The sequence below is a fragment of the Kitasatospora sp. NPDC057692 genome (assembly GCF_042799475.1).
Classification (GTDB): domain Bacteria; phylum Actinomycetota; class Actinomycetes; order Streptomycetales; family Streptomycetaceae; genus Kitasatospora.
In genome coordinates this window covers 1-13,302 of record NZ_JBHVIV010000146.1, presented here as the reverse complement: position 1 = coordinate 13,302, position 13,302 = coordinate 1, and the positions used below count along the sequence as shown (strand labels likewise).

The 13,302-nt window shown below is 68.0% G+C and carries 14 protein-coding genes and 2 tRNA genes; 8 read left to right on the top strand and 8 right to left on the bottom strand.

Annotation, left to right across the window (positions count from 1 at the left end; genetic code table 11):
• Nucleotides 1–32 precede the first annotated feature (32 nt).
• Nucleotides 33–1,169, bottom strand: a complete 1,137-nt coding sequence (locus ACFVFS_RS39340; protein WP_380629821.1) for an Arm DNA-binding domain-containing protein — start codon at nt 1,167–1,169, stop codon at nt 33–35.
• A 404-nt stretch (nt 1,170–1,573) separates the two neighbouring features.
• Between ACFVFS_RS39340 and ACFVFS_RS39335 the strand changes: the two genes are divergently transcribed.
• Nucleotides 1,574–1,774 carry a DNA-binding protein gene (locus ACFVFS_RS39335; RefSeq protein ID WP_380629820.1) on the top strand — a complete coding sequence of 67 codons (201 nt, stop codon included), beginning with the start codon at nt 1,574–1,576 and terminating at the stop codon, nt 1,772–1,774.
• A 79-nt stretch (nt 1,775–1,853) separates the two neighbouring features.
• Nucleotides 1,854–2,876 (top strand): hypothetical protein, encoded by a 1,023-nt coding sequence (locus tag ACFVFS_RS39330; protein ID WP_380629819.1) that lies wholly within the window; start codon nt 1,854–1,856, stop codon nt 2,874–2,876.
• Nucleotides 2,877–2,933: 57 nt separating this feature from the next.
• Here the strand turns inward: ACFVFS_RS39330 and ACFVFS_RS39325 are convergent, their stop codons facing one another.
• Nucleotides 2,934–3,455, bottom strand: a complete 522-nt coding sequence (locus ACFVFS_RS39325; RefSeq protein ID WP_380629818.1) for a hypothetical protein — start codon at nt 3,453–3,455, stop codon at nt 2,934–2,936.
• 484 nt (nt 3,456–3,939) lie between these two features.
• On the opposite strand from ACFVFS_RS39325, the gene ACFVFS_RS39320 reads away from it, so the two are divergent.
• The gene (locus ACFVFS_RS39320) at nt 3,940–4,149 is read left to right on the top strand and encodes a hypothetical protein (protein WP_380629816.1); all 210 of its coding nucleotides are present in this window, start codon (nt 3,940–3,942) and stop codon (nt 4,147–4,149) included.
• Between the two features lie 62 nt (nt 4,150–4,211).
• Here ACFVFS_RS39320 and ACFVFS_RS39315 read toward each other — a convergent pair whose 3' ends face one another.
• Together ACFVFS_RS39315 and ACFVFS_RS39310 are read right to left on the bottom strand one after the other, a co-directional pair.
• Complete coding sequence (locus ACFVFS_RS39315) at nt 4,212–5,192, bottom strand: DUF5677 domain-containing protein (protein ID WP_380629815.1); 981 nt, start codon at nt 5,190–5,192, stop codon at nt 4,212–4,214.
• Nucleotides 5,185–5,421 (bottom strand): hypothetical protein, encoded by a 237-nt coding sequence (locus tag ACFVFS_RS39310; protein WP_380629814.1) that lies wholly within the window; start codon nt 5,419–5,421, stop codon nt 5,185–5,187. Before ACFVFS_RS39310 ends, ACFVFS_RS39315 begins: the two co-directional genes overlap by 8 nt.
• A 440-nt stretch (nt 5,422–5,861) precedes the next feature.
• Between ACFVFS_RS39310 and ACFVFS_RS39305 the strand changes: the two genes are divergently transcribed.
• The 3 genes from ACFVFS_RS39305 (at nt 5,862) to ACFVFS_RS39295 (ending at nt 8,586) form a co-directional block, all read left to right on the top strand.
• Nucleotides 5,862–6,512 (top strand): ParB/RepB/Spo0J family partition protein, encoded by a 651-nt coding sequence (locus tag ACFVFS_RS39305; protein ID WP_380629813.1) that lies wholly within the window; start codon nt 5,862–5,864, stop codon nt 6,510–6,512.
• Nucleotides 6,505–7,917, top strand: a complete 1,413-nt coding sequence (locus ACFVFS_RS39300) for a ParB N-terminal domain-containing protein (protein WP_380629812.1) — start codon at nt 6,505–6,507, stop codon at nt 7,915–7,917. The genes ACFVFS_RS39305 and ACFVFS_RS39300 overlap by 8 nt, the downstream gene beginning before the upstream one ends.
• A 69-nt stretch (nt 7,918–7,986) precedes the next feature.
• On the top strand, nt 7,987–8,586 hold the full coding sequence (locus ACFVFS_RS39295) for a hypothetical protein (protein WP_380629811.1): 600 nt from the start codon (nt 7,987–7,989) through the stop codon (nt 8,584–8,586).
• 669 nt (nt 8,587–9,255) lie between these two features.
• Here the strand turns inward: ACFVFS_RS39295 and ACFVFS_RS39290 are convergent.
• Nucleotides 9,256–9,939, bottom strand: a complete 684-nt coding sequence (locus ACFVFS_RS39290; RefSeq protein WP_380629810.1) for a DUF4145 domain-containing protein — start codon at nt 9,937–9,939, stop codon at nt 9,256–9,258.
• A 156-nt stretch (nt 9,940–10,095) separates the two neighbouring features.
• On the opposite strand from ACFVFS_RS39290, the gene ACFVFS_RS39285 reads away from it, so the two are divergent.
• Both ACFVFS_RS39285 and ACFVFS_RS39280 read left to right on the top strand, forming a co-directional pair.
• The gene (locus ACFVFS_RS39285; RefSeq protein ID WP_380629809.1) at nt 10,096–10,644 is read left to right on the top strand and encodes a hypothetical protein; all 549 of its coding nucleotides are present in this window, start codon (nt 10,096–10,098) and stop codon (nt 10,642–10,644) included.
• The gene (locus tag ACFVFS_RS39280; RefSeq protein ID WP_380629807.1) at nt 10,641–12,179 is read left to right on the top strand and encodes a terminase large subunit domain-containing protein; all 1,539 of its coding nucleotides are present in this window, start codon (nt 10,641–10,643) and stop codon (nt 12,177–12,179) included. The genes ACFVFS_RS39285 and ACFVFS_RS39280 overlap by 4 nt, the downstream gene beginning before the upstream one ends.
• A gap of 1 nt (nt 12,180) precedes the next feature.
• Here ACFVFS_RS39280 and ACFVFS_RS39275 read toward each other — a convergent pair whose 3' ends face one another.
• From ACFVFS_RS39275 to ACFVFS_RS39265, 3 genes are all read right to left on the bottom strand, one after another.
• A complete protein-coding gene (locus tag ACFVFS_RS39275) occupies nt 12,181–12,855 on the bottom strand; it encodes a hypothetical protein (protein ID WP_380629806.1) in 675 nt (224 codons plus the stop codon).
• Nucleotides 12,856–12,971: 116 nt separating this feature from the next.
• A tRNA-Tyr gene (locus ACFVFS_RS39270) sits at nt 12,972–13,054 on the bottom strand.
• 1 nt (nt 13,055) lies between these two features.
• Nucleotides 13,056–13,149: transfer RNA gene (locus ACFVFS_RS39265), tRNA-Ser, on the bottom strand.
• Nucleotides 13,150–13,302 lie beyond the last annotated feature (153 nt).

Here is a 13,302-nt window from a genome sequence, read left to right as displayed (position 1 = left end):
TCGCAATCCACACCGAGCCAGAAGGCCCTCACTCATTTCAAGATCACCACGCCGTGAGCCCTGTCACCAACCTCCGTGGTCAGTACACCTAGCCGCTCCCGGTCCTCGTTCTGGCGGGCGCGGCGAATACCGAGGAGTCGGGCGGTTTCGCTGTCGAGGTCGATGGTGCGCTCGGAATCTGCCTTCGGATCAGTCCCAAAGAGCTTGTGTGCGATGGCGACAACTTGCTGGTTGATGGTTACTTGCCGCTCCGCCAAGTCGACCTCAGTCCAGGGGAGCGCGCATGCTTCTCCTCGACGTGGGCCTCGAAGAGCCATGAAATGCCAGAGATCGAAGAGGTCATGGTTGCTGTAGAAGTCCAGGAATTGACCGGTCAGCTGGGGAGTCCAGACCATTACCTTGCCCGGGATTCGACCGGTCTCTCGCCACCTTTGGACGCGAGCTGGGGTCCAGAGCATTGGCCGCGGCGGCTTGCTGCTGGGTAGCTTGATCAGCTGCGCCCAGTTCTTCTTGACGAGTTCTGCGCGGACGGCATCGTTCAGTGCTGACGACAGAATCCCGAGGATGAGGTGCTGGCTGGGTAGGTCGGTTACCTGTCGCTGCTTTCGGCGTTCGGTGGCGAGGAGCTCGCGTGCTGCGTGCCATTCGGCGCGCGCGGTCTGGCGCCGGCCCCGGGGGGTGTCGTGCCAGGCCTTGCGTTTCTGCTCGCAGTCAGCCGCCAGGAGCGCCACGTACTCGCGGTGCACCTGGATCTCGATATTCCGTTCCTGGATTCGAGTGAAGAGGGCTTCGAGGTGGTCCTTGCGAAGGTCCTTGCGATCGACCTGGCCGATGAATGGCTTGATGTGAAGGCGGATGTTGTCCTGGTATTTCTTGACCGTCCCGGGCGTGATGTCGCCCTTGCCTTTCAGCCATCGGTCCAGGTAGTCCCCGAAGGTCTCCTTGACGCCGATGTCCAAGCCGGCCTGGTATTGCTCCCAGACCTTGCCACATTCGTCGGAGGCGTCGGTCTGGGTCCGAAACCCTCCTTTGCGGATGCGCTGCCGCTCACCGTTCGCGTCTTCGGGAAGCTCCAGGTAGTAGTACCAGGACCCGTGGCCCTTCTTCGTGAGGTCCGGGCATCCGGACCCGAGCGTGCCGATCCGCTGACTTCCGTCGCTGTTGAGCATCGGCTGGCCTTTGTTGGAGCCCTGCCGGTGGAAGAGTGGTCCCTTGCACGCGCATCGCTGGTAGGTCCGTCGTTTGTGCACGAGTCCCCCTCGTTCTCGCTGGGTGCCGCCAAGCTCGTCATCAACCTTTGAATCGAACTAACGTTCGCTATGCGTAGTATATGGCATCGCTTGACCCCTATCTCCCTTACTGGGTAGGCGTGTTGCCCGGATCGCGCCCCGGTGATGCCCGGCGCCTGTTGCCCAGAGTTGTGGTGTGCGAACGGTGAGTTCGTCGCCTCTCGCTGATGGTCTTCGCCTTTCCCGTGCCTTACTGGGTGAGGTAGGTTGAGCACTGGTTGGCGCGGGGGAGAAACGCGACGACTTGCATGAAAACTGAAACGCAGGGTGCACCAGTGCGCGGGATGACCGTGCAGGAGCTGATGGAGCTTCCTGTCACGATCAACGTCGTGACCGCCGCTCGGGCGCTGGGTATCGGGCCGAACCGTGCCTACGAGTTGATCAAGCAGGGCAGGTTCCCTGTGGAGCTGATCGACCTTGGGGGTTCGGTTCGAGTGCCGACAGCGCCTCTGAAGGCCCTCCTTGGGATCAGTCATGCACGCTAACTGATCCGGCTAACATGGTGGTAACTCTTCGCGTAGGGGCCACCATGTTGGACCGGGGCGACGGTGACAGGTTGGGACTATGCCTCCGAGACTGTTCGGCTTCGCTGATACGAAGAACCGGACGCTGCACGACGCCGAGGCTGGCGCACTGCGCAAGGCCGTGGCCCGTCGGCTCGGGAACGACCCCGAGCTGACGGGTGCGGCTGAGGTGCCCAGCGACCAGCCCCGCGAGGGCGAGTCCAAGGCGGCCGGGGCCGAGTGGCTGAACAGCCAGGGCTTCACCGGCACCCTCGGCAAGCCCTTCAACAGCCAGACCTTCGGCCGCCTGGTCGCCAACCCGACCATCGCCGGGCTCTACCGTGATGTCGACGGCCTGCTCCAGGAGACCGGAAACCCGGGGATCATCACCCGCAGCGAGTTTGAGGCGCTTGAAGCACTCGACGCAGCTGTCAACGGTGATCACCGTCTCCGCGACGACGCCTACCCGTATTTCCTGAGCTCCGTCGACCTCACGGTCTGCGGGGAGTGTTGCTGTCCGATGCAGGGAGGCCGCTCCGGCGCGGGTTCACCCGGCTACCGGGACAAGGGGCCCGGCGCGTGCGGGAAAGTCCGGATCGGCGCCAAACTCCTGGAGGAGTACGTCGGCGAGCACATCGTCGCCGAGCTGCTGCTCCCGGGAAACGTCGAGGCGATGCAGCGGATTCAGGACGAGCTGCGGACGCGCATCGAGGCGGACCGGGCCCGGCTCAAGGAGATCGAGACCACCGAGGCGGAGCTGTCCGCCCTCGTCGTCGCCCGCAAGATCACCACGGCGGCGTACGCCGAGGCCGAGGAGATCGCCGGCGCCGAGAAGCGCACGATCCGCAGGCGGCTCCGCTTCCTGGAGCAGGCCGTCGACGTTCCGATCCTCGGTGATGTCGACGAGCTGATCCGCTGGTGGGACACCGCCACTCCGGCGTCCAAGACCGGGCTGGCGCTGCTGATGTTCCACCGGATCGACGTCCACCCAGCCTCCGCCCGGGGCATCCGCACGATCGAGCCCGGCCGGGTGAAGCTGTGGTGGCGCAGCCAGCCGCCGCCCCCCGCGCCTGCCACCGCCTGATGATGCAGAAGGGGTGCCCGCTGGAGTCCGGCGGGCACCCGTTCGCGGCTGCCTGGATCAGGCGTCGACGGCGGCCGTGGTCGCAGTCGTAGTCGCACTCGTCGCCCTGTTGCCGTGGAGCGTAGCTAGGCACAGGCCGACCAGGACCAGGAGGATGTAGAGGCCGACGAGGGGCGAGCTGAGGGCCTTCTCCGTCGCCAGGGGCCATGGGTGGTGCAGCTGATAGGCGATCAGGTAGCCACCCTTGCTGAACGTGAACGCCACGCAGAAGGCGCCGCCGATCGCGGTGAGCAGCTGCCCGAAGGCTGCGGGCTGCTGACTGCGGCGCCAGTTGACCAGGGCCATGCTGCCGCAGAAGAAGGCGATCTCCACGCTGCTCCATAGGACGAAGCTGAGGTAGGTCAGCATGTAGACCACGACTTGGCGGTTGGAAGCGTAGTCGGTGGTGAGGTCGACGGCGCTGATGTCGATGCTCAGGAACTGCCAGGTCAGCGCGACCGCGATGACGGAGGCGACGGCGACGCGGACGATGACGCCGACCGGGAAGTAGGGCTTGGTGTAGGACCAGTCGACGATCATTACCTGAGACCAACAACCCGACACCGCCACGCCCGGAGCCCAAGCCTCGCCGCTACAGCAGGCGCTGGCCCGACCCCAACGCGGCACAGCATCGAGCGACCCTCCTGATCGCGCTCGACGCCCACCGCCAGAGGAAGAAGACATGACGACCAACTTCACCCCCGACCGCACCCCGCCCGTCCCGGGAGCGGTCTGGTGCAAGGCCTGCGACTCCTGGTGCCTGCCCAGCGGCCTGTGCCGCTGCAACAACCGATAACCACCCCGCAGCCAGCACCCGGCGAGGAGTACGTCTCCTGCCACCCGCTCGACGAAGGCCGCCGAATCCGCGTCATCGCCCTCGGCGGCGGCCGGGCCGAGATCGAAACCCTCGACGGCCCGCCACGCCGCCGCGACATCCTCCTCGGGGTCCTCCACCCGACCGCCACCACCGCGGCCGGGCATCCCCGGCGCACCGGCTACTCGACACCACGGAAGGGAAGCCAACGTGACCCCCGACGAACCCGCCGCCCGCCGCCCAACGGCAAGCAACATCACCGACCCCGAGCTGGACGAGCTGTACGCCCGGCTCGACACCGCCGCCGACCTCCTCGCCGCCGGGCACGCTGACTTCCATGACCGCGTACAGCTCGCCCGCCGCCTCTGCGCCGGCGAACTCACCGCCGCCCAGGCTCGCGCCGAAGACGGCGGCGAGTAGCCGCCCGCCGCAGCTGCACCCCCGAGGCCCAGGGGGTGCAGCTGCGGCGGGCGCCCACTCGCTCAGGACTCGGGCAGCGCCTCCAACTCGATCATTGAGCGGGACTGCCTCCCGGAGTCGTGTCGCTGCCTGAGCTTCACCAGGCCGGATGCTTCCAGAGCCGCGAACGCGATGTCAGCCAGCTTCACCGCGGTCTCCAGGTCCGGCGCAGTCACCTGCGCGCGAAGCGGAACCCCGCGCTCGACCTTGGGCGGCTTCGGCAGTCGTGCCGGCATTCCCGGCACGTGGCCCAGCAGCTCGCTCGCTCGCTCCGCAGCCTCCCGCAGGGGACCATCGTCAACTACCAGCTCACTCAGCGTCCTTGTCGCCTGGATCAGGCAGTACGCGGCTTGGATGATCGTCTCCGGGTGCGAGCCCTGAGCGGTTGTCCCGATGCTGGCAGTACCGTCAAGGTTGCCGTGCAGGTACTGCTCGGCGCTGTTCAGGCTCGGGTGGACGTAGTCGGACAAGACCCGGTAGACGACGTAGACTCCAGGCGCGCCGAACAGAGTGCACAGGTCCTCGAACGACCTGGTCTCGTTCAGCAGAGGATGTTCATCGCCCTTCACCGGAAGAGTCGGACGCTCCACCCCCTCCGGGACCTGCCACCCGTTCTCCGCCGCCGCCTCGATGCTCTTGATCAGCTTCGAGGCGTTCACCGTCCGCTCCTCCTCGAGGGCGGCTACCGCGTCTGGGCCGGAGTCGACCAGCCAACTCAGGTGCAGGGTGTGCTCCACGATGCTTCGAGCGATCGGTGAACTCTCGTGCGCGAAACCGGACTTGCTGAGCAGGCTGACCGCCTGCCCACTTCGCACCAAGCGTGCCCACCAACCCCACGCCACGATGAACACGTCGTGGGTCGGCTGGTGTACCTCGATGGAGCCGGAGCCGATCTTGTCCAGCACCCCTGCCAGATGGGCTACTGTCGCGTGCGCCCCTGCGACCCGACGTGCCTCTACGGCCTCAGCCGCTTCATCAACCATGCGGACCAGGCTCTCACTCAACCCGGGTTCCTCGCTCGGAAGTTTGGTCGCACAGCGACGGAGCTGAGTCGGGGGCGGCGAGGGCATCGGAGTCCGAGGCGTCTACCTCGTTCCAGGCGGACTTGATCTCGTGCGCTGATCGGATGGCCTTCTTGCTCAGTGCGGTGACTTGGTCGATGAGCGCGTTGGAGATCGCGGCCAGCGCCAGAATGACGCCGAGGACGGACGCTGCCCACCCTGTGAGTTCCATCGGGCCTGACTTCCTTCCCAGAGGGAAGGGGCCTGTTCAGCGTGGGTACGCTCGGCCCCCACCCCCCGTACGAGTACCGGCGGTTCGGGCCGAGACGCCTACCGACGTGTGGTCTCGGGTCGTGCGCAGCAGACGCGCGCTAGTGGCCTTTCGGACGCGCTCTGCACCGACCCGACGCCAGCGTTCGCTCTCCGGAAAGGGGTGACCCTTCCCATAGCTATCCAGCTTCGCGCCCGCGTCGGCGGACACAGCTGGCAAGCAGCGAGCGGCTTTACCTGGGTGCTCTCCCAGAGCGCCTGATCGGAATCGAGTCTGCTGTACGGAGCGCAACGTCGTCAACACCACTGGTGAGGGGCTGCTTGAGCGCATCGGGGGATCGTAGATCGTCTAGGCTGATTGCCCAGTAGGGCGCGGGGAATCGGCCTACGAAGGACCACCCTGTGGAACCGATCGACCGGATCGTTGACGATCTCCTGCCCTTCGCCTTCCCGATCGCGGACCTGAACCGCTACCACCGCAACCCCCGTCGGGGCGACGTCGGCGCCGTCGCGGACAGCCTGCGGATCAACGGCCAGTTCAAGCCGATCGTCGTCAACCGCGGTACTCACACCGGCCGCACCAACGAGATCCTGGCCGGCAACCACACCGCCGACGCGGCGCTCCTGCGCGGCTGGACGGAGATCGCAGTCACCTGGGTCGACGTGGATGACGAGGCCGCCGCCCGGATCGTCGTGGTCGACAACCGGACCGGCGACCTCGCCGGGTACGACACCGAACTCCTCTCCGACATCCTCTCCGAGCTGCCCAGCCTCGACGGGACCGGCTACGACCAGGACGCCCTGCACGACCTCCTCGACTCCGTCGAGCTGCCGTCCCAGCTCGCCGCCGAGACCACCGACCGCGAGGGCGAGAAGATCGCCGACGAGCACCTTCAGTGGGGCTTCGTCCAGTGGGACACCACCCGCGTGCAGATCACCAAGGAGGAGGTCGAGCGCCTGAACGCCATCCACGAGGCGTTCTACGAGCGCCGCGGCACCGACACCGGCTTCGCCCACTACCTGGCCGACCAGCACGAGGCCGTCGATGCCTAAGTTCGTGGAGTCCTACCCCCTCACCGGCCTCAAGCCCGCCCCCTACAACCCGCGTCGCCTCACCGAGGAGGCGTTCGGTCGCCTCCAACAGTCCCTGAAGCTGTTCGGCTGCGTGAAGCCCGTGATCGTCAACGGCAACCACATCCTCGTCGCCGGTCACCAGCGGACCAAGTCGCTGAAGGCGATCGGCGAGGACCACGCCCCGGCGATCCTCCTCGACGGGCACGTCTCCACCCAGGACGAGGTCCAGTTCAACCTGTTGCACAACTCCATCGAGACCGACGGGTCGAAGGTGCGGGTGCCGCCCGCCGGCCCGGACGCGCACGGCTGGGAGTGGATCAACCCGGAGGACGTCACTGCGGTCTCCCGCTCCAACCCGGCCATCCAGGCCGAGATCCGCAGGTTGGTCACCCGCTACGGCACCTGGGGCTCGGTCGTTGCGGACAGCAGCGGCAGGGTCATCCTCAACAATGACTACGCCGTGGTCGTCGCGGACTTGAAGCTGCCGCTGCTGTGCTACCGGCTGTCCGTGCAGGAGGCCGACGAGCTGGCGGTGTGGCTGGAGGGCGACTATGGCGTCTACGACTACACCCAGCTTGGCATCAAGGCCTACAACCAGCACTGGTGCCAGATGCACCGGCTGGGCGGTGACGAAGGCGTCTCCAACAAGAGCACGACGTACGAGCAGCACGTCCTGCCGGCGCTCCGGCCCGGGCAGCGCGTCATGGATTTCGGCGCCGGGGAGCTGGCCTACATCAAGCGGATCAAGTCGCAGGGCTTCGACGCCCACTGGTACGAGCCGCACGTCAAGGCGGCCGGGAAGGAGAACGCCCTCGACGTGGCCGCGACTGTCGCCCACATTCGCGACCTCCAGCGGGACATCCCCGCGAACGGCCTGTACGACGTCGTGGTCCTCGACTCGGTGATCAACTCGATCACCTCGTTCGACTTCGAGCAGGCCGTGGTCGCCACGTGCAACTCGCTGCTCGCCAAGGGCGGCACCTTCTACACCGGCACCCGCTCCCTCGGCTCCGTCGAGCGGCGGATGAGCGGGAAGAAGGCCCGCAACAACGGCCGCTACCGGCGCAGCATCGAGTTCCTGGACGAGGACGGCTTCACCGCCACGTTCAGGAAGGGCGTGTGGACGATGCAGCGGTTCCACGACCCGGATACCCTGCGTGCACTGATGGAGCGGTACTTCGGGCAGGTCGAGATCCGGGGCAACCCGAACGGCGGGAACATCTACGCGGTGTGCAGGAAGCCGCGCCCGCTGCCGGACACCGAGCGGCGGGCGGCGCTGGAGCTGGAGTTCAACATGGAGTACCCCGGCAACTACCGGCACAACCGGCACAGGCCGCTGGTCGAGGCCCTGATGAAGGCGTGCAGGGAGCGGGACAGCGATTAGGGCAAGCCATCTTGTGAGTATAAAATAGAAACAAAAGGATTTGCCCAACTCGCAGATGGGACAAGCAAGTTGCCAACCATAACCGTCGAAGTCGGAGAGCGCAGGTACCGGCACCTGTGGCTCAAGTACGTCACCGGCATCGACCTCAGTCGGCACTGCGCAGTCGCCCTCCACGGCCGCTACAGCCGCCTGATCGACGAACGCATCCAGCAAGTCACGGTCGAGCTCGACGAGTTCCCCCACGCCCTCGCCTGGTACCTCTGCGGCGTTACAACCCCCTACCGCTGGGAGGACAACCCGCACCTCGCCCTCACGGCCGCCGCCAGCCACAGCGAGACCCTGAGCGTGCAGGACCTCACCGTCCATCTCGACGGCATCCGACCCATCGCCTTCGCCGACGCCGACATTCCGGACGACGACCCCAACGCCAACAGCCCGGCCTACCGCACCTGCCGCAACTGGCAGTTCGCCCACTACCTCCGGGCCCGCGGCGTACCCGACATCCACGGCGACCGGCCCCGCGTCACCGTCCTCCGGCCCGGGACCGGCCAGGCCGCCCTTCTGCCCATGCCAGAGCGTAAGCCGAAGGCCAGGCAGTCGGAACTGGCGGCTCCTCAGGATCCCGGGGGCAAGGTGGGGCGTCAGCTGCCGTTCGACGCAATCGAGTAAGAGGAGAGTCGGGACAGGCTCGGCACTCCCTGGTCTCGCGGGGGCGCCGAGCGGGCCGTCTCGGGGGTGACTGGCTCGGCGCCGCTCCGAGGCAGTTGGCGCGTCGGGCGCTACCTGTGCTGGAGAAGCAGCCGGAGGCCCGACGCTCCGCCGCCGGGCCACCCGCAGGCCCGAGGCGGCCCCTCTCACCTGGTGCCACTCTGGCGTCCGCTGGCCGGCGCCGGACCCGCAGAGAGCTGCTCCGGCTGCACCCCCGGCTGAATCGCCTGGATCGGCACCAGCGACGCCGCACGACACTTGATCCACTTCTGTGCTCCATCCGGACCTTGGAGCCGTGCAGGCAACCAGCCACCACTGGCCGCCGCGCCGGACCCGCACCGCCACCAGATCCCGGCGGACCTTCGGACCGGGGTGGGAGTTGGGTCGACAGCTGGCGCTCGGTGATCATCACCGGGCCGGAGCCGCGCATCCTCAGCAGGCACGGCACCGATCTGAGCAAGGCGTTCGCGGACATCGCGGAGGCGGCCCGCGTCCTCCGATGGCCTTGAACGCCTACCTGCGCGCCCGCACTACGACGGTGACCAAGACCGAGACGCTTCGACCTGACCGCGTGACGAAGGGGCGGCCCGCCGCCGTTCGGCATCGGGCCGCCATGCGTGGGCCGATGGCTCAGCTCGCCGCAGAGGAAGAGGCGGTTCCGCCCATGGGCTGGGCTGGAACGACTGAGGGCGTGCCCTTCGCGGCAGCGGCCGCTCGCCGCTGCTCGAACGCGCTGTGCTTCGCTGCGAGGACGTACACGTACTCGACCAGAGCCTCGGCTAGGGCAAGGCCATCCTCGGCGTCCTGACGGCTGACGTTGTCGCCGTGGGCGCCGTCGTTCCCCAGAAAGCGCAGGGAGGTCGCCCAGGAGAGCAGACGCCCGTCGATCGTGCCCGCGTCCTCCAGCTCTTTAAGCTTTGTCGCCAAGTTGCCCCGGGTGGCGCCGTGGTCCTTGCAGACCAGCTCCACGGCGCGCCGCACCATCATGGCAACTGCCGGGTAGGAGCTGGCCAGTTCAAAGCAGCGTCGTGCTTCCGACAGGTCCTTCGCCACCTTGTAGGGCACGCCGGGCGGGATCGGCCGAGACGTGAGCGGCCAGATGACCTCCGGCTCGGTCATGCCGCCGTCGGGGTAGTACTCCTGGAGCAGCATGACCACTCCGCCGCAGCTGCACCTGGCCAGCATCAGCTGCCGAGCCTCGTCTCGGCCGACTTCGGGCTCGGGCTGCTCGACCAGCGCGCCTTCGATGGTCATGGCGCGATGACGGGTGCAAATGGTGCAGAAGGCGACCACGGGGGCGCTGGCGTTCGTCACCCAGGAAAGCTACTCGGTTGCGGATTGCAATGTCGAGGCAATAGTCCGGGTGTGGCCTGGGCCTCGATGCACCGTCGGAGCACTTGGTAGTCGTCACCCGTCGATAAGGGATCATGGGTGGTGGCGCGGGGGCGCACCGTTCGGAGGACCCGCGCCATGGCCCGCCCCACCCGGGCGCAGCGTGCTGCCATCACCCAGCGCCGCACCGACGCTGTTGAGCTCCGGCTCGCCGGCGTCGATCCGGCCGCCGTGGGCCGCAAGCTCGCCGCCGACCCCACCATCAACTCGGACCGGATCGCCTACCCGTACCGGTACGGGCACGAGCTGTACGCCAAGGGCCGCCCGGCCCCCGACGATGCGACGCTCGTCCGCGCGGTGCGCCGGGACATCGCCGACGCCCTCGACCACCGGGTCACCGGCTTGGCGGTCGACGTGGAGGAGTTGCGGGCGCTGGAGGATGCCCGGCTCGACCGGATGTTCCTCGTCGCGTACCGGCGGGCCGTTCGGGACGGGGACCTCCCGGCGATCGACCGGGCGCTGCGGATCATGGAGCGCCGGGCCCGGCTGCTCGGTCTGGACCGGCCGACCCGCACGGAGATCGGCGGCACCGGCGGCGGCCCGGTCGAGGTGGACGTCACCACCGACGAGCTGGCCAAGCTGATCGCCTTCACCGAGGGCGCCGGCGCCGGTACGGGTGAAGGGTGACGGGCAGCAACGGCGACCTGATCGCCCAGTACCGCACCCTGCCCGCCGCCAGGCGTATCGCCATCGCTGAGCACGCCTCACCGAAGCTCCGTGCGCAACTGGCCGAGGTGGAGCGGGACATGGCGCTGCGCCGCTCCCCGGGGTCGATGGCCGCGGTGCTGACCGACGGGCGGGAGATGCAGGCTGCCCACCTGGACCTGATCGACGACGCCTTCCGCCGGATCGCCGCGGGGGAGTCGGTTCGGTTGCTGCTCACCATGCCGCCCCGGCACGGTAAGTCCCGCCGGGCGGCCCGGTGGGCGCCGCTCTGGTATCTCCTTCAGCGTCCGGACCACCGGGTGATGATCGCCTCGTACAGCTCCGACCTGGCCGACGACCACGGCCGGTGGATCAGGGACGCAATCACCACCTGGGGTGAGCAGCTCGGCATCCGGCTCCACCCCGGGTCGAAGGCGGCGAACCGCTTCGACATCCTCGGCCGGGAGGGCGGCCTGATCGCGGCCGGCGTCGGCGGCGGCCTCACCGGCAAGGGCGCGCACCTGGCCGTGGTCGACGACCCCATCAAGGACGATGCCGACGCCCAATCACCTACCATGCGACGGCGGTTGTGGGAGTGGTGGCAGGCGGTGCTGCTCACCCGCATCGAGCCGGGCGGCTCGGTGATCGTCATCCAGACCCGCTGGCACGAAGACGACCTCGCCGGGCGCATCCTCGCGGGGGAGACCGCCGACGACTGGACGATCATCGATCTCCCGGCGGTCGCGGACAGTGACGCCGACGCGCTCGGCCGGAAGGCCGGGGAGCCGCTGTGGCCCGCCCGGTACGGGCACAAGGCGCTGGCCGGTATCCGGCGGGCGGTCGGTGAGCGGGTGTGGTGGAGCTTGTTCCAGCAGAAGCCGAGGCCGCAGGAAGGCGGCGTGTGGAAGCGGTCCTGGATCGACACGGCCCGGCTCACCCCGATCCAGTTCTCCGGCCTGGAGATGGCCCGGGTCGTCGTCGCAGTCGACCCGTCCGGCGGCGACTCGGCCGTCAACGACGAGACCGGCATCGTCGGGATGGCCCTCGGCTACGACGACCACCTGTACGTCGTCGCGGACTCTTCCGGGACCCTCGGTGCGAACGACTGGGGGCTCGCAGCGTGCCAGCTGGCGCTGGACCTGCGGGCGGACGCGATCGTGGTGGAGGCCAACTATGGCGGCAACATGGCCAAGCAGATCGTCTCCCAGGAGTGGGAGCAGCTGGCCCGGGACGGTGTTACTCGAGGTCTGCTGATGCCGATGATCCTGGAGGTCAACGCCAAGGTCGGCAAGCGCCTCCGCGCGGAGCCGATGGCCCAGCTGTACGAGCAGGGCCGGGTGCACCACGTCGGGCACTTCACCGAGCTGGAAGGGCAGATGGTCACCTGGGTCGCCAGCATGGACAGCCCAGACCGGATGGACGCCGCGGTGCACGGCCTGACCGAACTCGCCGACCCCGACCAGATGTCCGTCCTGCCGCGCGGGGTCGACGACGGCCGGCTCGACGGCCGGCGGTGACCTACATGGTGGTCCACTTCGCGGGGAGGCCGGGCAGCTGCTCGGCCTTCTCGCGAAGCGACCGCCAGCCCGCCCAGGCGCGGAACTGCGCGGCCTGGTTCGGTTCGGCTGCCCACGCGCGCACTCGCTCGACCTGGCGCGGAAGAAACTGGACGGTCCACTGCCACAGGCTGGCGTCCTGGAGGGTGCCGGACTCCGCCATCTTGGCCACCGTCGTGGTGGCGAAGTCCTGGAACTCCGACAGCTCGGTGTCGGCCAGGGACCAGCCGTCGGCGGGGCCGAGCGGGAGTGGCGCCTGCTCCGTGCTCCAGAGGACTTCGCCCGTGGCGACGTCAACGGCGCTGCTCCACACCTGGAGCGGCACCGGCTCCGGGGTCACGAACCACGAGTCCGGATCGGAACCGTCCGTATCCAAGTTGGTTGCGCTGCCAGGTACTTCGACGCGGCACAGCGCCCATGGGTGGACCGCCCCGCGAGGGTGGACCTCCACCCTGACCTCGATGCGATCAGCGGCAACTCCGGTCTTCGAAGACCCGCTTGGTGAGTCGGTGAGCCAGAGCACCGGGCGTTCGTCGAGGAAGCTGACGGCCTGCTCGCTCCTCGGTTCCAGCAGGCCGGTCTTCTGGATGCTCGACCAGCGGATCAGGCTCGTGAAGTGGTAGAGGGCGCTCGGCATGGGGTAATTCTGCTCCCCGGATCGCAGGTTGATCAACGGTGGCCGGAGACGACGGTGAGCCCGGGTGTAGCCCCAGGGCTACACCCGGGCCCACCTCCATGGTGAGGTCCGGTGCTTGGTGGGCGAGGCCGGAGTTGAACCGGCACAGCCGAAGCGGGGGTGTTACAGACCCTTGGGCTCTCCCATGCCCAGCTCGCCCTTGGCGGAGGAAGTGGGGGTCGAACCACACGGATGCTCGCGCACCCCAACGGTTTTCGAGACCGAGGCCGGCGCCACCTGTCGGCTGGCTCCTCCGTGAACTGCCCTGTGGTGCGCGCATCGAACGCGCGCGGGTGTGACCCCGACGACGGCTTAGGGCGCGTATTCGGTTGTGATCAATTTGCGGGTTTCGCCCTCGCGGTTGCCCCTGATCCGGTAGACCATGGTGCGTGACCCGTGTGCAACTGA

What these genes read in the sequence shown, in the direction of transcription:
- ACFVFS_RS39340 (WP_380629821.1), bottom strand. Translation starts at nt 1,169, where the DNA reads ATGCTCAACAGCGACGGAAGTCAGCGGATCGGCACGCTCGGGTCCGGA.
- ACFVFS_RS39335 (WP_380629820.1), top strand. Translation starts at nt 1,574, where the DNA reads ATGACCGTGCAGGAGCTGATGGAGCTTCCTGTCACGATCAACGTCGTG.
- ACFVFS_RS39330 (WP_380629819.1), top strand. Translation starts at nt 1,854, where the DNA reads ATGCCTCCGAGACTGTTCGGCTTCGCTGATACGAAGAACCGGACGCTG.
- ACFVFS_RS39325 (WP_380629818.1), bottom strand. Translation starts at nt 3,455, where the DNA reads ATGATCGTCGACTGGTCCTACACCAAGCCCTACTTCCCGGTCGGCGTC.
- ACFVFS_RS39310 (WP_380629814.1), bottom strand. Translation starts at nt 5,421, where the DNA reads ATGGAACTCACAGGGTGGGCAGCGTCCGTCCTCGGCGTCATTCTGGCG.
- ACFVFS_RS39300 (WP_380629812.1), top strand. Translation starts at nt 6,505, where the DNA reads ATGCCTAAGTTCGTGGAGTCCTACCCCCTCACCGGCCTCAAGCCCGCC.
- ACFVFS_RS39285 (WP_380629809.1), top strand. Translation starts at nt 10,096, where the DNA reads ATGGCCCGCCCCACCCGGGCGCAGCGTGCTGCCATCACCCAGCGCCGC.
- ACFVFS_RS39275 (WP_380629806.1), bottom strand. Translation starts at nt 12,855, where the DNA reads ATGCCGAGCGCCCTCTACCACTTCACGAGCCTGATCCGCTGGTCGAGC.